18 protein-coding genes and 2 pseudogenes are annotated in these 19,280 nt (G+C 67.6%); 14 read left to right on the top strand and 6 right to left on the bottom strand.

Annotated elements, in window-relative coordinates:
• Positions 1–23 precede the first annotated feature (23 nt).
• On the top strand, positions 24–734 hold the full coding sequence (locus B1A87_RS03215) for a helix-turn-helix domain-containing protein (RefSeq protein WP_078028143.1): 711 nt from the start codon (positions 24–26) through the stop codon (positions 732–734).
• On the top strand, positions 731–985 hold the full coding sequence (locus B1A87_RS03220) for a 2-nitropropane dioxygenase (protein ID WP_078028142.1): 255 nt from the start codon (positions 731–733) through the stop codon (positions 983–985). Before B1A87_RS03215 ends, B1A87_RS03220 begins: the two co-directional genes overlap by 4 nt.
• A gap of 98 nt (positions 986–1,083) precedes the next feature.
• On the opposite strand, the gene B1A87_RS03225 is transcribed toward B1A87_RS03220, so the two are convergent.
• Complete coding sequence (locus B1A87_RS03225) at positions 1,084–1,602, bottom strand: Lrp/AsnC family transcriptional regulator (RefSeq protein ID WP_144275707.1); 519 nt, start codon at positions 1,600–1,602, stop codon at positions 1,084–1,086.
• Between the two features lie 133 nt (positions 1,603–1,735).
• Between B1A87_RS03225 and B1A87_RS03230 the strand changes: the two genes are divergently transcribed.
• Positions 1,736–2,899 carry a PLP-dependent aspartate aminotransferase family protein gene (locus tag B1A87_RS03230; RefSeq protein ID WP_139362792.1) on the top strand — a complete coding sequence of 388 codons (1,164 nt, stop codon included), beginning with the start codon at positions 1,736–1,738 and terminating at the stop codon, positions 2,897–2,899.
• Here the strand turns inward: B1A87_RS03230 and B1A87_RS03235 are convergent.
• A complete protein-coding gene (locus B1A87_RS03235) occupies positions 2,896–4,179 on the bottom strand; it encodes an MFS transporter (protein ID WP_078028140.1) in 1,284 nt (427 codons plus the stop codon). The genes B1A87_RS03230 and B1A87_RS03235 overlap by 4 nt on opposite strands.
• A 94-nt stretch (positions 4,180–4,273) precedes the next feature.
• On the opposite strand from B1A87_RS03235, the gene B1A87_RS03240 reads away from it, so the two are divergent.
• Complete coding sequence (locus B1A87_RS03240; protein ID WP_078028139.1) at positions 4,274–5,251, top strand: LysR substrate-binding domain-containing protein; 978 nt, start codon at positions 4,274–4,276, stop codon at positions 5,249–5,251.
• 74 nt (positions 5,252–5,325) lie between these two features.
• Here the strand turns inward: B1A87_RS03240 and B1A87_RS03245 are convergent, their stop codons facing one another.
• Positions 5,326–6,357: a nitronate monooxygenase gene (locus B1A87_RS03245; protein ID WP_185982224.1), complete on the bottom strand. Its 1,032-nt coding sequence runs from the start codon at positions 6,355–6,357 to the stop codon at positions 5,326–5,328.
• Between the two features lie 36 nt (positions 6,358–6,393).
• On the opposite strand from B1A87_RS03245, the gene B1A87_RS03250 reads away from it, so the two are divergent.
• Positions 6,394–7,356, top strand: a complete 963-nt coding sequence (locus B1A87_RS03250) for an N-acetylglucosamine kinase (protein WP_078028137.1) — start codon at positions 6,394–6,396, stop codon at positions 7,354–7,356.
• Between the two features lie 36 nt (positions 7,357–7,392).
• Here B1A87_RS03250 and B1A87_RS03255 read toward each other — a convergent pair.
• Positions 7,393–8,495: pseudogene (locus tag B1A87_RS03255) on the bottom strand (pirin family protein).
• A gap of 58 nt (positions 8,496–8,553) precedes the next feature.
• Here B1A87_RS03255 and B1A87_RS03260 point away from each other — a divergent pair.
• From B1A87_RS03260 to B1A87_RS03295, 8 genes and pseudogenes are all read left to right on the top strand, one after another.
• The gene (locus B1A87_RS03260) at positions 8,554–9,006 is read left to right on the top strand and encodes an NUDIX hydrolase (RefSeq protein ID WP_078028135.1); all 453 of its coding nucleotides are present in this window, start codon (positions 8,554–8,556) and stop codon (positions 9,004–9,006) included.
• Positions 9,007–9,413: 407 nt separating this feature from the next.
• Entirely contained in the window at positions 9,414–10,526 is a 1,113-nt protein-coding gene (gene rsgA / locus B1A87_RS03265) for a ribosome small subunit-dependent GTPase A (RefSeq protein WP_078028134.1), read from the top strand.
• Positions 10,527–10,701: 175 nt separating this feature from the next.
• A pseudogene (locus B1A87_RS03270) lies at positions 10,702–11,820 on the top strand (ABC transporter ATP-binding protein).
• Entirely contained in the window at positions 11,820–12,533 is a 714-nt protein-coding gene (locus tag B1A87_RS03275) for an ABC transporter permease (protein ID WP_078028132.1), read from the top strand. Before B1A87_RS03270 ends, B1A87_RS03275 begins: the two are co-directional and overlap by 1 nt.
• Positions 12,530–13,276, top strand: coding sequence for an ABC transporter permease (locus B1A87_RS03280; RefSeq protein ID WP_078028131.1), 747 nt, complete (start codon positions 12,530–12,532; stop codon positions 13,274–13,276). The genes B1A87_RS03275 and B1A87_RS03280 overlap by 4 nt, the downstream gene beginning before the upstream one ends.
• The gene (locus tag B1A87_RS03285) at positions 13,273–14,229 is read left to right on the top strand and encodes an ABC transporter substrate-binding protein (RefSeq protein ID WP_078028130.1); all 957 of its coding nucleotides are present in this window, start codon (positions 13,273–13,275) and stop codon (positions 14,227–14,229) included. Before B1A87_RS03280 ends, B1A87_RS03285 begins: the two co-directional genes overlap by 4 nt.
• 213 nt (positions 14,230–14,442) lie before the next feature.
• Positions 14,443–15,663 (top strand): pyridoxal phosphate-dependent aminotransferase, encoded by a 1,221-nt coding sequence (locus tag B1A87_RS03290; RefSeq protein ID WP_078028129.1) that lies wholly within the window; start codon positions 14,443–14,445, stop codon positions 15,661–15,663.
• 36 nt (positions 15,664–15,699) lie between these two features.
• Positions 15,700–16,554, top strand: coding sequence for a polyphosphate kinase 2 family protein (locus tag B1A87_RS03295; RefSeq protein ID WP_078028128.1), 855 nt, complete (start codon positions 15,700–15,702; stop codon positions 16,552–16,554).
• Between the two features lie 27 nt (positions 16,555–16,581).
• On the opposite strand, the gene B1A87_RS03300 is transcribed toward B1A87_RS03295, so the two are convergent.
• Together B1A87_RS03300 and xseA are read right to left on the bottom strand one after the other, a co-directional pair.
• Positions 16,582–16,842 carry an exodeoxyribonuclease VII small subunit gene (locus B1A87_RS03300; protein ID WP_078028213.1) on the bottom strand — a complete coding sequence of 87 codons (261 nt, stop codon included), beginning with the start codon at positions 16,840–16,842 and terminating at the stop codon, positions 16,582–16,584.
• A 93-nt stretch (positions 16,843–16,935) separates the two neighbouring features.
• A complete protein-coding gene (gene xseA / locus B1A87_RS03305; RefSeq protein ID WP_078028127.1) occupies positions 16,936–18,234 on the bottom strand; it encodes an exodeoxyribonuclease VII large subunit in 1,299 nt (432 codons plus the stop codon).
• A gap of 179 nt (positions 18,235–18,413) precedes the next feature.
• Here xseA and B1A87_RS03310 point away from each other — a divergent pair, with 179 nt between their 5' ends.
• Complete coding sequence (locus B1A87_RS03310) at positions 18,414–19,262, top strand: hypothetical protein (protein ID WP_078028126.1); 849 nt, start codon at positions 18,414–18,416, stop codon at positions 19,260–19,262.
• The last annotated feature ends 18 nt before the right edge of the window (positions 19,263–19,280 follow it).

The following is a 19,280-nucleotide window of genomic DNA, read 5'->3' on the forward strand; positions in this document are numbered from 1 at the left end:
ATTTGCAAGCGTAGCCTTGGCGCATGGAAACTACTCCGCAGGCCGGCAGGAACGACTCGAACGACGTCGAGGAGCTCCCGTTTCCGGTCCGCAAGATGGACACCGCGTCCCTGAAGGCCCTCGCCCACCCGCTTCGGGTGCAGATCCTGGAGATGCTGTCGCGCTACGGGGCGCAGACCGCCTGCGGCCTTGGCGAGTTGCTGGGGGAGTCCAGCGGTTCCACCAGCTATCACCTGCGCCAGCTGGCCAAGCACGACTTCGTCCGTGAGGTTGAGGGTAAGGGAACCGCCAGGGAGCGGTGGTGGGAGCGGCCGCGCGGCGCCCTGCAGGTCTCATCCCCGGAACTCGCCAACTCGCCCGCGACCGAGGAGGCCTCACGGCTGGTCAGCCGCGAGTTCGAGCACAGCCGCCAGGCGGTCCTGGCCGACTTCATGACCCACGGTGTTGAAGCCCTGGACAGCCACTGGCTTCACGCCGCCACCATCAACACCTCCAATGCGCGGATGAACGCCGAGCAGTTGGGGCGGTACGCCCGCGCCGTGGAGGCCTACGGGCACCGGCTGCTGGAGGAGATCCGGGACGAGGGCGAGCAGGAAGGCGCCCGTCCGGTGCAGATCCATTTCAATGCGTTCCCGATCCTTGGCGTTCCCGCCACGGCAGCGAGCCGCGGCACCCGCAAAGCAGCGAAAACAAAGTCCACTCCGAAAACAGATGCCGAAAGGAAAGAGCCATGAGCGCTCTATCGATCAGCCGGTCAGTCCCGGGCTCCGCCTACCGGCGTGCGTCCTTCATCGAAACCGCGGCCGTGCGCGTGGGTTCCGGACTGGTTGCCTGGGCAGAAAGCCGCCGCACCCGGCCCGAGGAAGTGGTGCGGCAGCTGGAGGCCGCGGCCCTGCGCCGCGACGAACTGAATCTGCTCCGGGCGGACATGCTGGGCGCCGCCCACTCTGGCCTGCCGGCCCCAGCGCTGAGTCACCTGCAGTAGGCCGGCCCGGCCCGGCTGACGGCCCGGCGCGGTCATGCCTGCCGCTGTCTCTTATACACATCTCCGGCCGCGCCGCCGGCGCCCGTTAGTCCTGTCTCTTATACACATCTAGATGTGTATAAGAGACAGTGGTTGCCCTGGATATGTTCGAACACGAGCGTGGTTTCGGTGTGGCCCACTACGGGGTCGGTCGCCAGATTGTCCAGGACCCAGTCCCGCAGGTCCTCCGTGGTGGCGACGGCGATGTGCAGCAGGTAGTCCACGGAGCCGGAGGTGTGAAACGTTGACAGCACCGCAGGCAATTTAGGCACGCGGGCCGTGAAGCGGTCGATCTGCTCACGGTCGTGGGCGCGGAGCCGGACGGCGATCAGGGCTTGGACCGACCGGCCGATTGCTGACAGGCTCAGCTTGGCCTCAAACCCCTGGATGATGCCGCGTTCGGAGAGCGCACGCGTGCGCATCAGTGCGGTGGAGGGCGCGATGCCCACCATTTCGGCCAGCTGCTTGTTGGAGATCCGGGCGTCGTCCACCAGCGCAGCCAGCAGGCGCTCGTCGATGGCGTCCAGCGGCTCGTTATTTCCTGCTCCGGACCGAATATTCTTCGCGATGCTGCTCACGGACCCTCCTCAAATCGTTCTGAGTTCATCATAGACTCGAGATTCCGGCCGATCCATTCACATGCACTGTCCCTCTCCGAATATTTGCCAGATACTTGCGGCATTCAATGGCGAATAATTCACAAGGAGTATTGTGCTTTCTCTCGACTCGCTGGCAGTCCACGCAGGACGTGACGGCCTGACGGACCAGGGCGTCCATGCCGTTCCCATCGACCTTTCCACGACTGCCCCGCTACCTTCCGTGGGGGAGGGGGGCCTTGCCTACGAGCACCTCGCAACCGGCGGCCCGCATGAGCAGGGTCAAAGCACTGTGTACCAGCGGCTGTGGAACCCCACGGTTGCGCGCTTCGAGGCCAGTGTGGCTCTGTTGGAGGGAGCCCCGGAGGCAGTGGCCTTCGCCACCGGAATGGCTGCCCTGAGCGGCGTGTTGCTGGCAGCCGTCGCGGGCGGCAAGAAGCACGTGGTGGCGGTGCGGCCCCTCTACGGCGGCAGCGACCACATCCTTGCGTCCGGCGTGCTGGGAACCGAGGTGACCTTCACGGACGCGGCCGGGGTCCGCGCTGCCCTCCGGCCCGAGACCGGACTGGTTGTGGTGGAGACTCCGGCCAACCCGAGCCTGGACCTTGTGGACATCTCCGTGCTCGTCGCCGCTGCGGACGGCGTGCCCGTGCTGGTGGACAACACCTTTGCCACCCCCGTACTGCAACGTCCGCTGGAGCACGGTGCCGCCCTGGTGCTGCACAGCGCTACGAAGTTCATGGGCGGCCACGGCGATGCCATGGGCGGGGTGGTGGCGGCGCCGGCGGAGTGGGCCAGCCGCCTTCGCCAGGTGCGGGCCATCACCGGCGGCATCCTGACGCCCTTGCCGGCGTACATGCTGCACCGCGGGCTGGCCACGCTTCCCGTCCGCGTGCGGGCGCAGCAGTCCGCTGCACACAAGGTGGCCTCCGGGCTCAGCGGGCACGAGCTGGTGCGCGCGGTTTACTACCCGGGCCTGCCCGAGTGCGATCCGCAGGGCCTGGTCGGCACCCAGATGTCGGGCCCGGGTTCGCTGGTCGCCTTCGAGCTGCACAGCGCCGAGCACGCCGTGCGTGTCCCGTCGGCCGTCAGGATGATCACCCACGCCGTCTCCCTGGGCGGCATAGACACCCTCATCCAGCATCCCGCGGGCCTCACCCACCGCCCGGTGGCAGACGGCGCCAAACCGCGTGCGAGCCTCCTCCGCATCTCCGTGGGACTCGAAGACGCCACGGACATCCTCGACGACCTCGTCCAGGCAATCGAAGGAACGCGCTAGCCGCGCACCGGGCCGCGGTGTACGACGGCGGTGATCACCGCCGTCGTACACCCCAGGGCAATCACGGTGACGGCCAGCGCCGTCCAGCCGAGCGACTGGAACACCAGTCCGCCGGCCCAGCCGATGATGCTGGACCCCAGGTAGTAGGCAAGGTTGTACAGCGACGCGGCCTGCGCGCGGCCCGTAACGGCGATGGCACCTGTCCACCCAGCCCCGATGCTGTGGGCCGCAAAGAAGCCGCCGGTAAAGACCACGAGCCCGGCCAGGATCAGCACCAGGACCTCGGTGAGAGTCAGGGCGAGGCCTGCGGACATCAGCAGAATTCCGCCGAGCAGCACGTTCCGCCGACCGAACCGCTGTGTCAGGCCGCCGGCCCAGCGGGAGGTCGCCGTCCCGGAGAGGTAGGCCAGGAAGATCAGGCTGATAACCGTGGCGGGCAGGCTGAAGGGCCCGCCGGAGAGCCGGAACCCCAAGTAGTTGTACACGGCCACGAAGCCGCCCATCAGCAGGAACGCCTGCACATAGAGGGCGAGCAGTCCAGGGTTGCGGAGATGCCCGGCCAGCGTGCGGCCTGCGCCGCGCAAGCCGCCGGCCTTGGCCGGGCTGAAGCCCCGGGCCTTGGGCACAAGCACCAGGAACAGGACCGCGGCGATGGTGGCCAGAACGGATACCGCTAACGCAGCGGCACGCCATCCCCATAATTCGCCCACCGGACCGGCCACGAGCCTGCCGGCCAGGCCGCCCAGGGTGGTACCGGCAACGTAGCTTCCGGCAGCCATCGCCGCGTGCGCGCGGTTGATCTCCTCGTTGAGGTAGGTGATGGCAATCGCGGGGATGCCGCCCAGCGCCATGCCTTCGAGCATTCTGAGCCCCAGCAGCATGGGAAACGACGTGGCCAGCGGAACCATCAGGCCCAGCACGGTCGCAGCCGAGATGCCCCAGGTCATGGCGCGGACACGCCCGATCCGGTCTGCCAGGAAGGACCACGGGATAACGGTCACTGCCAGCCCCACGGTGGCAAGGGAAATGGTCAGCGCCGCTTCCGCCGCCGTGACCCGGAGCTCCGCCGCCATGACTGGAAGCACGGCCTGCGTCGAATAGAGCTGCGCGAAGGTCGCCACTCCTGCGAACGCCAGCCCGCCAAGAATCTTGCCGTACGCCGGCGAACCTTTCGCGTGCCCTTCCCACCGCTCCTGATCCCGGGTGACGGGAACGGCCTTGCCGGGCGTTGGCTTGGGGGGTGTTGGCGTGGCGGCCACGGTTTTGCTGGGTGTTGGCATTTTTCCAGCGTAGATCTATGCTGACTAAGCATCCAATGCATGATTTAGCCAGAAATCATGGCAGAAACGGATGAATTTCCTGAGTCGGGGAGCCATGGACCTACAGCACAGGCAGCTCGTGCAGCTGTTGCCGATTCTTCCGCTGCTCGCCGAGCTCGGCCGCACGCAGCACATCACGGAAACCGCCGAGCTCCTCGGTGTTCCGCAGTCCACCGTGAGCCGGGCGCTGGCCCGCGCCAGCGCCGTGGTGGGCACGGAACTGCTCATCCGGGAAGGCCGGGGGGTCCGCCTGACGCCGGCGGCCAAGGCCCTGCTGCCGTACGTTGAATCGGCGCTCGCCGACTTCCGCACGGGCCTGGACCTGGTGCGGCATGAATCAGAAGTGATCCGCGGCCGGATAGGAGTGACCTTCCAGCACACGTTCGGCGAAGCGACTTTGCCGCTGCTGATCAGCGCGTTCCGGAGCCGCCACCCGCAGACGGAATTCGACCTCAGCCAGGGCTCCCGGGACAGCTGCCTTGCCGAGCTGGCCTCCGGCCAGGCCGACTTTGCCCTGACGGCCCCGGTGGCGGCGGCCAGCCGGACCATCGGCTCGGCTGCCCTGTACCGGGAACCGCTGCGGCTTGTCGTCCCTCACCGGCACCGGCTGGCCGGCCGGCAGCGCGCTGGCCTGGCCGACATCCGGAAAGAGCCCTTCGTTGCCCTCGGGCCGGGATACGGGCTGCGGTCCCTCACGGATGCAATGTTCCGGGAAGCAGGATTCCGGCCGCGGATTGCGTTCGAAAGCCAGGACACCCACACGGTCCGCGGCCTGGTGTCCGCCGGGCTGGGGGTCAGTATCCTGCCGCCGGGCGGCGGCGCCGGACCGGGGAGCGACGCGACCGCCCGGGCCGGCGGCCTGGGCTGGGTAGAGATCCCGCTCGACTCCGAGCTCGCTTTCCGGGAGATCGGCATGGCCTGGCGCGAACGCCGAAGCGCGCGGGACGCCGAGCCGGACCCGGTGCGGCTCTTCCGGGAGCTGGTGCTGGCGGACGGCCCCTCGCTCCTCGCCGGCCTGGTCCAGGCACGTTAGGGAGCCGACCTCCGGTTACCCGGCATTGGGAGACCTGACGTTCCGGAACCGGGGTGCGGCTCCCGCGGAGTGCCCTAGCCTTCCAGGAGGCTGCTGATGGCATCCGCCACGGGGCCGGTCTTCGCCGTGCGCCATCCGGTACCAGCCCAGAGATTCAGGCGTTCAGCATCCCCGGCGGCCGCCGCAGCCGCACGGACGGGGGCCGTCAGGTGGTGGATGGCCGGGTAACCCACCGGGGCGTCCCCGTGGTCGCGGACGAACTCGTTGACCAGGGCCCGCGCGTAACGTCCCGTGAAAGCCCGGGTCAGCCTCGTTTCCGTAAACCGTGCGGCTCCCAGGGCGTCCTTGTGGAGCTGCCGGGCGCCGCTCTCGTCGCTCCGCAGCAAGGCAGTCCCCACCTGGGCCGCTTCCGCGCCGGCGGCGAGCACCGACGTCACGGCCGCCGCGTCAGACATGGCACCGGCAGCTATCAGCGGGAGGCCGACGGCGGCACGCACCTCCCGGACCAGTTCCGCCGTCGAGGATGGTGTCCCGGCCGGCCGGCGGTCCCCCAGGAACGCGCCGCTGTGCGCCCCGGCACTGCTGTGCTGCACCACGAGTGCATCGACGCCGCGGTCCGCGGCCAGCTCCGCCTCCGCCCTGCTGGTTACGGTGGCCAAAACCGCCGAGCCCGCCCGCCGAAGGGCGGCCACAACCGATGATTCCGGCAGCCCGAACGCGAAGCTGACCAGCTCAACAGGGTCCAGCAGCAGTTCGTCGATCTTGCCCTGCCAGTGATCGTCGTCGTCGAGCCTCAGCGGAGGGAGGCTGACGCCGTAGCGGTCGGCATCACCGCGGAGGCTGAGCCGGTACTGCTCCAGCCGGCCCACATCCTCAGGGGAGGGGTGCAGCTGGGCGGGATCAGGCACGAAGACGTTCACGCCGAACCTGATTCCCGCCTCGCGCGCGGCCCGTATCTCCTCGCTCATGGCAGGGACGGTTTTGTATCCGGCCGCAAGGAAGCCGAGGCCTCCGGCACGGCCAACTGCTGCGACGAAGCCGGGGGTGGACGTCCCGCCGGCCATGGGCGCCGCGATGATCCGGGTGCCAAACAGGGCGTGGGACATTGTCTGCTCCTTGAGACGAATCAGTAGGCTGTTCAGGTGACTAACTCTGACAACCTACCCGATGCTCAGTCTGTTCCTTCCGGAAGCACGGTTCCTTCCGGCAGGACACTTCAATCCCACGACGTCGTGATCGGCCTGGACATCGGAGGCACCAAAACGAGGGGAGTCCGCTTCGAAAACGGCCAACCCGTCGCCGACGAAAGCGTCGGAAGCTCGAACGTGCAGAACGTCAGCCGCGAAGAAGCGGCGGCACACCTGGCGGAGCTCTTCGCCAAAATAGGCCAGGGCCCCGTGTCCCACGTCTACGCCGGAGCCGGAGGGATCGACACCGACGACGACGCCGCCGCCCTCGCCGCGCTCATCGAACCGCACGTTCCCGGGGCCAGGATCACCGTGGTCCATGACTCCCGCCTGCTGCTGGCCGCCGGCGGAGCCAGCAGCGGCGTGGCCGTCATCGCAGGCACAGGCTCGGCGGCATGGGGTCGCAACGGGCATGGCGAAGAAGCACGGGCCGGCGGCTGGGGCTACCTCCTGGGTGACGAAGGCAGCGGCTACTGGCTGGGCCGGGAGGCCGTCCGGCACAGCCTGCGCCGCATGAATCAAGGGCTGGAGCCGGACGACCTCACCCGGGCACTCCTCGTGTCCTGCGGGGTGGACGATCCCAACAAGCTGATCGCCCTGTTCCACTCGTCCGCCACCGGCCGCCGCTACTGGGCGCAGCAGGCCAGGCTGGTGGTGGAGGCCGCAGACTCCGGCCACCGAATCAGCCAGCAGCTCGTTGACCAGGCAGGCCACGACCTCGCTGACATGGCTGCCCAGGTGTTGCGGCAACTCAGGCTCGACGGTCCGGTCATCCTCGGCAGCGGGCTGGGCATGAACGTTGTCCGGCTCCAGGACGCCTTCCGGACCCGGCTCGCAGCGGCCGGTGTCACGGACGTTCGCGTGCTTGACCAGGATCCCGTCTTCGGTGTCCTGCAGCTGGTGGGGGAACAGGACTGACCGGCCTGCCTCCAGGCCCACAGCGCCGCGACGGAGTCAGGACCGGGTACGGGGCCTGAGCTGCACGCCGGGCAGCGGCGGTGCCGGGATCCTGCCGGCCTCGCGCCCGGCGTCCGGACCGTGGCCGCGGACCAGCCCGAACCTTGCAGCAGCGGCGGCCGCGTCGGGCAGCGCTGCCTGGGCTTCCCAGTCGGCCCGTGCCAGCGCAACCTCCTCGTGGGTCCTGCCCACGAAGTTCCACCACATGAGCAGTTCCTCCTCGAGGGGCTCACCGCCGATCAGGAGGAAACGGGTCTCCGGCTGCCCGTGCACGTGGAGCACCTCGCGCCCCTCGCCCAGGTAGCCCAGCGGGCCGGGACCGATCTCCTGGCCGTCCACCGTCAGGCCGCCGTCGATCACCAGGAGGGCGTGCTCGAACTCCGGATTGAGCGGCAACGCCGCCGCCCCGCCGCACCGGACCTCCGCGCCCACGATCGGCGTGTACATCGTGGCGGCGAGGCGCCGCCCGCGAAACTTCCCACCATCACCGTTGCGACGAAACCCGGCCCGTGGACGGTGGGCAGATCGCGGTGCTGCTCGAAGGCCGGAGGCCGGTTCCTTTCGGCATCAGGCAAGGCCACCCAGAGCTGAAGTCCCCGCTGCACCGGAAGCTGCGCCCCGCCGTCGGCAGCGTCGCCGGCGGAAGCCCCGCCGCCACCGGAAGCCCCACGGCCGCCGGAAGCCCCACGGCCGCCGTCTGCCCCAGGCTCCGGCAGGACGGCGAACTCGGAGTGCGAAACTCCGTAGCCGGCCGTCATGATGTTGAGTTCGCCAGGCCGGACGATGACGTCACTGCCCACGCTGTCGCGGTGCCGGACGTGCCCTGCCAGCGGCCAGGTGACTGTCTGCAGCCCGGTGTGCGGATGCGGCAGGACGGACATCGGCGTACGGTCCGGACCAAAGCTGTCCAGGAAGCACCAGGCGCCCACGGTGGGCAGGCCGCGCTGCGGCAGGGTGCGCAGCACAATCATGCCGCGGATGCCGCCCAGCGGCACCTCGCGCGCCGGCCACAGCTGCACGCAGGGGCCGCTTCCGGTGCCGGCGCCAAGGCCCGCCGGCGGGCACACTTCCTCCTGCGGGAGGACCTCCAGATTCGTCACAGTCCCACTCTAGGACCGCCGCCCTCGGCCGGCATAGGACCGGCGCTACGCTGGATCCATGAGCGTTCACTTCGACACCCGGCCTGCCGCCTACGCGGTCATCATCCGCGACGGTGCCATCCTCCTCGCGTACTGGAAGCAGGACGGCAAGGAAGGCTGGACGCTGCCCGGCGGCGGCCTGGACCTGGCAGAACATCCCGTGGACGGCTGCGTACGGGAGATCTTTGAGGAAACGGGCTACCACGCCGAGATCGGCCCCATGCTCGGGATCGACGTCGGCCACTGGCCGGCGGGCACCAGGCTGGACGGAATCGACCGGGACTTCCAGTCCCTCCGGCTGGTGTACGAGGCAACCGTGACCGGCGGGGAGCTTAGCCATGAAGTGGACGGCACCACCACCCACGCCGGGTGGATACCGTTGGGTGAGGTCGACTCGCTCAACCGGGTTTCCCTGGTTGATGCGGCCCTGCGGCTGTTCCGGGAGCGTCCGGTTAACGGCAAACTTGAGTGATTTCCCTGACCGGATTCCCTAGCCAGCCCGGCGGGGGCTGGCTATCCTAGGTGAGTCGCCCGGCGTTTCAGTCCGGCGGCTTCGAAGACGGCATGAACTTCTACGGCACGAACTTCGCAGCGGGGAGGTGGACCTGATGATTGCAGAATTCCTGCGCGCAATGCGCTCCGGCAAAAATTCCTTCATTACTCCTGCCCCGGTACTGCGCACCGCCTAAGCGGCACACAACCGCAGCCTCCGCACCGCCATTCACCAGGCACCACGCCCTGTGCGGAAGCAGGCCCGGCGCCCCGGGGCCCCACCCGAGGTTCACAGTGAAAAATCCTTCAGGCAATTCAGCAAGCCCACTTCAACAGTCAACCGGCCTTCCGCGCCCGTCCAGGGACCGCCAGGCTGCCCCGGAGGTGATGAGGGGACCGGTCCGATACGGCTTCACGGATGCCGCCGCGCTGCATTTCGCGGCCCATCCCGTTGACGGCGGTGATGTTCCGGCGCGCGTTGTCCGGGTAGACCGCAACCGCGTAGCGGCGGCCACAGCGGACGGCATCATGCACCTGCCCTACCCGTCGGCCGGCAGGCATCCGTCAGCCGGCGCGGGTCCGGCGGGCGCGGATGCTCCTCCGGCGGGGCCAGCGGCCGGCGACTGGGTCTGGCTCGGGCGCAACCGCGCCGGCGAGGCCGCCATCGTCGGGATCCTGCCCCGGACTTCCGAGCTGAGCCGCAAACGCGCCTACGAGGCCTCCTCCGAAGCCCAGGTCCTCGCCGCCAACATCGATGTGGTGGGCGTTGTGGTGCCGGTGGACCGTCCGCTGACCCACAACAGGCTGGAACGGACGCTCGTGGCCGCCTGGGACTCCGGCGCCACGCCCCTGGTGATCATCACGAAGGCCGACCTGGCGGACATGGCGGACGACGTCGTCGGGAAAGTGATCCTGGAGGCTGCCGGCGTCGACGTGGTGACCACGTCGGCAGAGCAGGGCGACGGGCTGGACGAGCTGCTCGCGCACGTGCAGCCGGGGCGGACGCTCGTGCTGCTGGGCCCCTCCGGCGCCGGCAAGTCAACCCTCATCAACGCGCTCGCCGGCCATGAGATCCAGTCGACGGGGGACGTGCGGGCTGCCGACGGCCGTGGACGGCACACCACCACGTCACGGGAGCTCGTGCCGCTGCCGAACGGGGCCGTGCTCATGGACACCCCGGGAGTGCGCGGGTTCGGGCTCTTCGACGCGGACGAGGGCATGGGCGAGATGTTCGGCGACCTGGAGGAGCTCTTCGGGAAGTGCCGGTTCTCCGACTGCGCCCACGACAAAGAGCCGGGTTGCGCTGTCCGCGCCGCCCTGGAGGACGAATCGCTCGATACGCGGCGGTGGGCCAGCTACCTGAAGCTGCAGCGCGAACTCGCGGCGCTGAACCGGCGCCATGACGCGGCGGCGCGGCGGGCCTATCAGCGGGAATGGCACCAGAAGGTGGCCGTTGCGGGAAGGAGCCAGCGCGCAGCTGAGAGGTACGGCAAACGCTGACCCATCCGGACCGGTGTTGTCTCCGAATGATTACGGTATCCGCGCCGGCGGTTACTTTGCGTCCGGCACTGGTTACGCTTTGTCAAGACGTGCTTTACACCCAAAAATCAGCGTGCCTATGATCAGTTCGCTTGACCGTCCGATGTTACCGCCCAACAGTTAGGTAAGCCCGGGAATGGCCGAAGCCATGATTGAGTTCCAGAGCGTCACCAAGCAGTACCAGAGCGGGCAGCCGGCGGTGGATGAGTTGAGCATGTCCATCGACCAGGGCTCCATCACGGTGTTCGTCGGACCGTCAGGCTGCGGCAAGACTACGTCGCTGCGCATGATTAACCGGATGGTCGAGCCCACGTCGGGAACCATCACGGTCGGCGGCAAGGACGTCACCACGGTGCCGGCCGCCGAACTTCGGCGGTCCATGGGATATGTCATGCAGTCATCCGGGCTCATGCCGCACCGCTCGGTCCTGGACCTGTCTCTTATACACATCTAGATGTGTATAAGAGACACGCGCCTGAACGGCGTGTCCAAGGCGGATGCGCGCAAGCGTGCGGAGGAACTGCTCGACGTCGTGGGACTGGCCTCGGGGCTGGGGAAGCGGTACCCGTCGCAGCTCTCCGGCGGGCAGCAGCAGCGTGTCGGCGTGGCCCGCGCGCTCGCCGCCGACCCGCCGGTCCTCCTCATGGACGAGCCCTTCAGCGCCGTGGATCCGGTGGTGCGGGACGAGCTCCAGCAGGAGCTCCTGCGGCTCCAGCGCGATCTTGCCAAGACGATTGTCTTTGTCACGCACGACATCGATGAGGCCACCGTCCTGGGGGACAAAGTCGCGGTTTTCGCCGTGGGCGGCAAACTTGCGCAGTACGCCACGCCGGAGGAGATCCTGCGCGCCCCGGCCAACGAGTTCGTGGCCTCCTTCGTGGGCCGGGACCGCGGGTTCCGGCACCTCGCGTTCACCACCGCCGACGGCGTCGCCGTCCATCCGGTGCCGACGATCACCGCCGATGGCGGCGAGGCCGGCCGTCCGGAGGCCGCTGACGGCTGGCGGCTCGTGGTGGACGCGGACGCCCGCCCGCTGGGCTGGGAAGGCCCGGGCTCCGACGCCGAACTCATTCCGGGCGGTTCCCTGTTCCGGCCGGGCGACACCCTCCGCCGCGCCTTGGACTCGGCCCTGTCGTCGCCGTCAGGGCTGGGCGTCGCCGTGGACGAGGCCGGCCGGGTCACGGGCGCCGTCAAGGCGGCTGAAGTGCTGGCCGTCATCGAGTCGGCCCGCCGGGTCCGGCAGGGCGCACTCTGATGGACTGGTTCCTGGCGAACAGCGGAATGGTCCTTGAACGGGCCGGGCAGCATCTGGTCCTGGCCCTGGTTCCCATGGTCCTCGGCTTGCTCATCTCCATTCCGCTGGCCCAGGTGTCCCGCCGGCATTCTGCGCTGACGTCCCTGGTGACCACCGTCAGTTCACTGCTGTACACCATTCCCTCACTGGCGCTTTTCATCATCCTTCCGCCCCTCCTGGGGACCCGGATCCTGGACCCCGTCAACGTCGTCGTCGCCCTGACCATCTACGCGGTGGCACTTCTGGTGCGGGCGGCGATGGACGCCTTCGATTCCGTGGATGACGACCTCCGGCAGGCGGCGGTGGCCATGGGCTACAAGCCGGCCGCCCGCTTCCTGCAGATTGACCTGCCGCTGTCCCTGCCGGTGCTTTTCGCGGGCCTCCGCGTGGTGTCCGTCAGCAATATTTCCCTGGTGAGCGTCGCCGCCCTGCTCGGGGTGGGAAACCTGGGAATGCTGTTCACCGACGGGCTGCAGCGCAATTTTGTCACCGAAGTGGTGGTGGGGATCGTTGCCATCCTGCTGCTGGCGCTGCTGATGGACGCGATCCTCGTTGTGCTTGAACGGTTGCTGACGCCTTGGACCCGGGCGTCGGCCGCCTCTGCGCGGTCCGATGCGAAAACGGGTGCGGAGTTCATCGCCGAGACCCACGTCCATGCGGGGGCCGGATCGTGAGCGACATCTTTACCGAGACCTTCGCCTGGCTCGCGGATCCAACGCACTGGTCCGGGAGCTCCGGAATCACCGTGCGGCTGCTGGAGCACCTGCAGTACAGCGCCCTCGTGCTGGTCATCGCCGCAGCCATCGCCGTCCCCGTCGGGTTGTACATCGGGCACACCGGGAGGGGCCGGGTGGCAGCCGTGGCCGTGGCAGGCGCCCTGCGCGCATTGCCAACGCTGGGACTCCTGGTGCTGTTCGCCCTGATTGCCGGCAGCGGGCTCATGCCGCCGGTATGGGCGCTGGTGATCCTCACCGTCCCGCCGCTGCTGGCAGGCACATATGCCGGTATCTCGAGCGTGGATGCCACCGTAGTGGACGCCGCCCGCGCCATGGGCATGAAGGAACTGCAGATCCTGTTCAACGTCGAGCTTCCCAACGGACTGCAAGTGATGTTCGGCGGCATCCGCACCGCCGTGCTCCAGATCATCGCCACCGTCTCCGTGGTGGCCTACCTTCCGCTTGGCGGCCTCGGACGCTACCTCTTCGACGGGCTGGTCCTTCAGGACTTTCCCCGGATGCTGGCGGGCTCGCTGCTGATCGCGGGCCTGGCAATCGCCGTCGATCTTATCCTGGCCGTAGCCCAGCGGCTGCTGGTTTCACCCGGACTTTCCACGCGTTCCAAGGGCGGCCGCAAGGCCGCCACCGATCTCACGGCTGCCGCACCCGCGGCGGCCGCTGTTCAAGGAGGCACCCAATGAATCACCCCGTCCACACGACCATCACCCGCCGTGGCCTGGGCGGCCTGGCCGCTGGTGTCGGCATTGCCCTTGCCCTCTCCGCCTGCAGCAGCGGCAATCCGCTGTCCTCACCGACCACCAGTGCGGGCAGTGCCGCCGCCGGCGGTTCCCTGGTGGTCGGTTCCGCCGACTTCCCCGAAAGCCAGATCATCGCCGAGATCTACGCCGGCGCCCTCAACGCCGCCGGCGTCACGGCAACAACCAAGCCGAACATCGGCTCGCGGGAGATCTACTTCAAAGCCGTCCAGGACGGGTCCGTGGACGTCGTCCCGGACTACTCCGGCAACCTGCTGTCCCACGTAAACGCCGAGGCGCCCGAAGTTTCGGCGGAGGACATCTACAAGGCGTTGCCCGGCAAGCTTCCCAAGGGCCTCGCAGTCCTGGAGCCCTCCAAGGCTGAGGACAAGGATGCCATGGTGGTCACCAAGGCCACGGCGGAAAAGTACCAGCTGAAGTCCATTGAAGACCTCGCCAAGGTCTGCAAGGACCTCACGATGGCAGCCCCGGCCACGTTCGAAACGCGGTCATATGGCTTCCCGGGCTTGAAGACGAACTATGGCTGTGAGCTCAAGGCTCTGAAGCCGTTCAGCGACGGCGGCGGAAACCTGACCCTGAAGGCCCTTCTGAGCGATGAGGTCCAGGTGGCCGACATCTTCACCACCACGCCGTCCATCGCCGACAACGACCTCGTGGTCCTCGAAGACCCCAAGAGCAACTTCAAGGCCCAGCAGGTGCTGCCGCTCTACAACGAGGCCAAGATGACGGACAAGGCAAAGGAAGCCCTGAACGGTGTCTCGAAGGTACTGACCACGGAGGACCTCATCAACCTCAACCGGGCAGTCAGCGGCACCCAGAAGCAAAACGCCAAGGACGCCGCAGCCGCGTGGCTCAAGGACAAGGGCATCGTCAAATAGCCCCAGGGTCAGGGAGCACAGCGCCGCCGGCACCGGAGCTCACCTGATGATGCAGAACAAAAGGACGACGGCGGCTGCCGGACTCCTCCGGAAACGGGGGTGCCGGCAGCCGCTGTCGGCGTCTGAGCGGGCCCGCACGTCAGCGCCGGGCCATGGGCGGAGTGTGAGCCAAGTCTCCCCGGAAGTACATCCCGCATATGGCATATTTGATGGATGGCAGAATTCAAGCAGTCCACCAAGCTTCATAATGTCCTTTACGACATCCGTGGACCGATTCTTCAGGCCGCCCAGCAGATGGAGGCGGAGGGTCACCGGATCCTCAAACTGAACATCGGAAACCCGGCACCTTTCGGTTTTGAAGCGCCGGACGCCATCCTCGTGGACATGATCCGCCACCTGCCCCATGCCCAGGGCTACAGCGACTCGCGCGGCATCTTCTCGGCGCGCACGGCAGTCTCGCAGTACTACCAGACCCGCGGTATCCAGAATATCCACGTGGACGACATCTACCTGGGCAACGGCGTCAGCGAACTGATCACCATGTCCCTCATGGCGCTGCTCGACGACGGCGATGAGGTCCTCATTCCCACCCCGGACTACCCGCTGTGGACCGCCTCGGTGGCCCTCGCGAGCGGGCGGCCCGTGCACTACCTGTGTGACGAGGAATCGGGCTGGCAGCCGGACCTGGAGGACCTCGAAGCCAAGATCACGCCGCGCACCAAGGGCATCGTGGTCATCAACCCGAACAACCCCACCGGCGCCGTTTATCCGGAGAGCACGCTGCGCAAGATCGTGGCCCTCGCGGAAAAGCACGGCCTGGTCATCTTCGCCGACGAGATCTACGAGAAAATCCTGTACGAGGACGCCGTCCACGTGAACATGGCCGGCCTCACCGGCGATGACGTCCTGTGCCTGACGTTCAGCGGGCTGTCGAAGGCCTACCGCGTCTGCGGATACCGCGCGGGCTGGATGGGTATCTCCGGGCCGAAGAAGGATGCCTCCGACTACCTCGAAGGCATCAACCTGCTGGCCAACATGAGGCTGTGCGCCAACGTGCCGGCGCAGCACGCCATCCAGACGGCGCTGGGCGGCTACCAGAGCATCAACGACCTGATCCTCCCCGGCGGCCGGCTGCTCGAGCAGCGGAACAAGGCCTACGACATGCTGAATGCCATTCCCGGGGTCAGCACCCAGCAGGCCAGGGGCGCCCTGTACCTGTTCCCCAAGCTGGATCCCGAGGTCTTCCACATCCGGGACGACGAAAAGTTCGTCCTGGACCTGCTGAAGGAGCAGAAGATCCTGGTGTCCCACGGCAGGGCCTTCAACTGGGTCCGGCCGGACCACTTCCGGATGGTGACCCTGCCCAACGTCAAGGACATCGAGGAAGCAATCGGACGCATGGGAGACTTCCTCAGCAGGTATCAGGGGAACTAGCCTGTTCCCACATACAACCTGTGGAAAGAGGTCCCCATGGCCGGCGTCGTGGAATTCGCGAAGTTCCCTTCCGGAACGTTGAAGGTGGAGGAGGGCTTCAGCCTCGCGGACGTCGATCCTGACTCGACGCCCGGCTACAAGGGGGAGAAAGCCGACGGCGAGGCTCTGCTCACCGACCTCGACAGCAAGCTGGCCGAACTGCAGGAGCAGCTCTTCGCGGAGTCCAAGTTCGGGGGCGGCAAGAGGGTGCTGCTCGTCCTGCAGGGAATGGACACCGCGGGCAAGGGCGGCATCGTGAAGCACGTCCTGGGCACCATGGATCCGCAGGGCGTCCAGTTCAAGTCCTTCAAGGCGCCCACGCCGGAGGAAAAGGCCTACGACTTTCTCTGGCGGATCGAAAGGGAGGTGCCTGCGGCCGGCATGATGGGTGTCTTCGACCGCTCCCACTACGAGGATGTCCTGATCCATCGTGTCCACCGCTGGGCCGACCCGAAGGAAATCGAGCGCCGCTACGCCGCCATCAACGAGTTCGAAGCCCGGCAGACGGCGGTGGGAACCACCGTCATCAAAGTCATGCTGAACATCAGCAATGAAGAGCAGAAGGAGCGGCTGCTGGCCCGGCTGGACAATCCGGCCAAGCACTGGAAATACAACACGGGCGATCTGAAGGAGCGAGCGTTCTGGGACGACTACATGGCGGCGTACCAGGCCGCGTTCGATGCGACCAACACCAAGAACGCCCCTTGGTACGTAGTGCCCGCGAACAAGAAGTGGTACGCCCGGATTGCGGTGCAGCAGTTGCTGCTCGAGGCGCTCATGGCGCTCAAGCTGGAATGGCCAAAGGCTGAGTTCGACGTCGAGGCGGAGCGCCGTCTGGCCGAGAGGTCCTGATCCCGGCGGGCCCCGTGTGTTTGCGGTTTAGCTGTCTGCTTGGCTGTCCCTGCGGGCAGCCGCGAGCCTCTTGCGGGCACCCTCGAGCCATTCCTCGCAGCGCTTGGCCAGCGCCTCGCCCCGTTCCCAGAGCGCCAGTGAGTCCTCGAGGCTGGTCCCGCCTGCTTCGAGCTTAGAGACGACGCCCACCAGCTGTTCCCTGGCTTCTTCATAGCTGAGGGACTCGATGTCTGGCTGGCCGGCGGAAGGCGCGCTGTTTTGGTCGGCGCCGGTGGAGTGCTCTGTCATGGTGTTCTGGCCTGTCATGTCGGTGGGGTGGGTTCCATTGGTCCGGCTGGTGCCGCCGGCGGGGTCGCTCACGGTGCTTCCGGGATTTTGGCGTCAGGCATGTGCGGCATCGGATCCGCCGGTCGACTCGGCGCCGAACCGTCCGCCGGCGACGCGGACGGAGAGTGCCGTTCCGCTTGGGGCCTGCGAAGGATGGCGAACCACGGTGCCGCCCCCGCCGGGGGATGCGTTGTTCCCGGAGAGCTGGACCACGGCGTAACCACGGTCCAGGGTCTGCTGGGGCGACAGGGACCGGACCTGCGCCTGAAGATGGAGTAGCTGATCGGCCGCTCGGGTGACGGCTGCGCTGATGGCCGCGGTGGAACGGCGGGTGAGCCGGTCCACGTCTTCGGCGCGCGCGGTGACCATGCCTTCCGGAGCTGCGAGTACGGGGCGTGAGCGAATCGCTGCAAGGCGATCGGTTTCCCGGGCCACCAGCTGGGTAACAGAGCGGCGCAGCTGGGCCTCCGCCTGACGGACCCGGGCGAGCTCCTCCGAGACTTCCGGCACAATCCGCTTGGCGGCGTCCGTGGGGGTGGACGCCCGGAGATCCGCCACATCGTCCAGGATGGGGCGGTCGGCTTCGTGGCCGATGGCGCTGACAACTGGTGTCCGCGCGGCCGCAACAGCGCGGATGAGTTCCTCGCTGCTGAACGGCAGGAGGTCCTCAAGCGCCCCGCCGCCACGGGCAATGACGATGACGTCGACGTCAGCGCGGGCGTCGAGTTCCCGGAGCGCTCCGATCACCTGCGACACTGCCGTGTTTCCCTGGACCGCGACTTCGCGGATCTCGAATTCGACCGCGGGCCAGCGCAGGGCGGCGTTGCGGAGGACATCTTTCTTGGCATCCGAGTCGCGCCCGGTGATGAGGCCGATCCGGTGGGGGAGCAGCGGCAGCCGCTTTTTCCGCGACTCGGCAAAGAGTCCTTCGGCGGCGAGGGCATGGCGCAGCCGTTCGATCCGTGCAAGGAGATCGCCCAGCCCCACGGGGCGGATGTCCTTGACGGACATGTTCACGCGCCCGGTCTTCAGCCAGAACTCGGCCTTGAGCAGCGCCACAACCCTGCTTCCGCGTTCAAGCGGGGTTTCCTGGCGGTCCAGGACGTTGGACCAGATGGACGCCGGCAGCGAAATTTCGGCGTCCACGTCCCTGAGGGTGAGGAATGCGCTGCTGCCGCGCCGGTTCAGCTCGATGACCTGTCCCTCGACCCAGGCGGCCGGTGCCCGTTCGATGTGCGTCTTAAGTTTCTGGGACAGCAACTGCAGCGGCCAGGGGTTGTCCGGGCTCGTGTCGGCGGCGGTGGCAGGCACTGTGGTGGGCCCGGAAGCCGGCACCGTGGCATTTTCAGCCATGTGCAGCCCCGATGGCGGCGATTGCCTGTTGCATGTGGCGGTCCTTTGCCTTCGCGGTGGGTTAACCAACTCTATCCATAGCTCTACCACCGGGCGGCGACATTTTTGATCGGGAGGCGGCGCCCCTAGGATGGCAGTGTCCCGACGACAAGCCAGGAACCCGACCAGCTAGGAATCCCTTGCGCTCTTTTGTTGCGGCCTTGGCCGTCATCCTTGGTCTGCTGCTGTCCGCCGCTGCCGTCCCGGCAATTTGGGTGGACCGTAGCATCGTGCAGGAGGATGGCTTCGTGGCACTGGCGGCGCCGCTGGGCAAGGATCCGGCGTTCCAGAAACGGCTGGCGACCGCCGCGGTGGGCAGCATCGACGCAGGGGCAAGCCTTCCCGGTCCAGTGGCCCAGCTTGTCCGCCCGGTGCTGGAAGCGGCAGCGGCATCCCTCACCGGCCTGCCGGAGTACCCGGCCGCCTGGGAAGAAACGCTGCGAAAGAGCCACCGCCTCAACTTCGCTGACCCGGCAACGCTGCCGCCCGAAGCAGACTCTGCCACGTCCCTCACCCTTGACGTGGCCCCGCTCGTTGCGCTGGCGACGAAGCAGATCTCCGATAAAGTCGGCGTCCCCCTGGAGGCTCCGAAGCAGACGCTGGTGAACCTCGGGCAGTCCAGCCAGCGCCAGCTGATCGAGCGCGTTTCCGCGTACTCCCCGGTCGGCTACAGCCTTGCCCTCGGTGCCGGGGTGGCGTTTCTGCTGGCGCTCGTGACCGCGCAGCGCCGCTGGAAAGTGCTGGCGGTGATCGGCCTCGGCGGGCTGGGGCTGGCCGGATTGTGGACGGTGGCATCCGGCTGGGTTTCGGGCGCCGTGACCAGTACGGCCAGCGGAAACGAAATGGCCGACCTCTTCAAGCGGGAGTTCGTCGCGGCGGCAGCGGCCGGATTCGCATCGTGGATCCTTGCCGCCGCGGTGGCCGGCGCAATTCTCCTGGCGGCGGGGCTGCTTATCCGGGTCATCGGGGGCTCCGCGCGCCGGGTGTGAGCCAGCCCTACCCCGCCC

The organism is Arthrobacter sp. KBS0703 (assembly GCF_002008315.2).
In the GTDB taxonomy this organism is placed as follows: Bacteria; Actinomycetota; Actinomycetes; order Actinomycetales; family Micrococcaceae; genus Arthrobacter.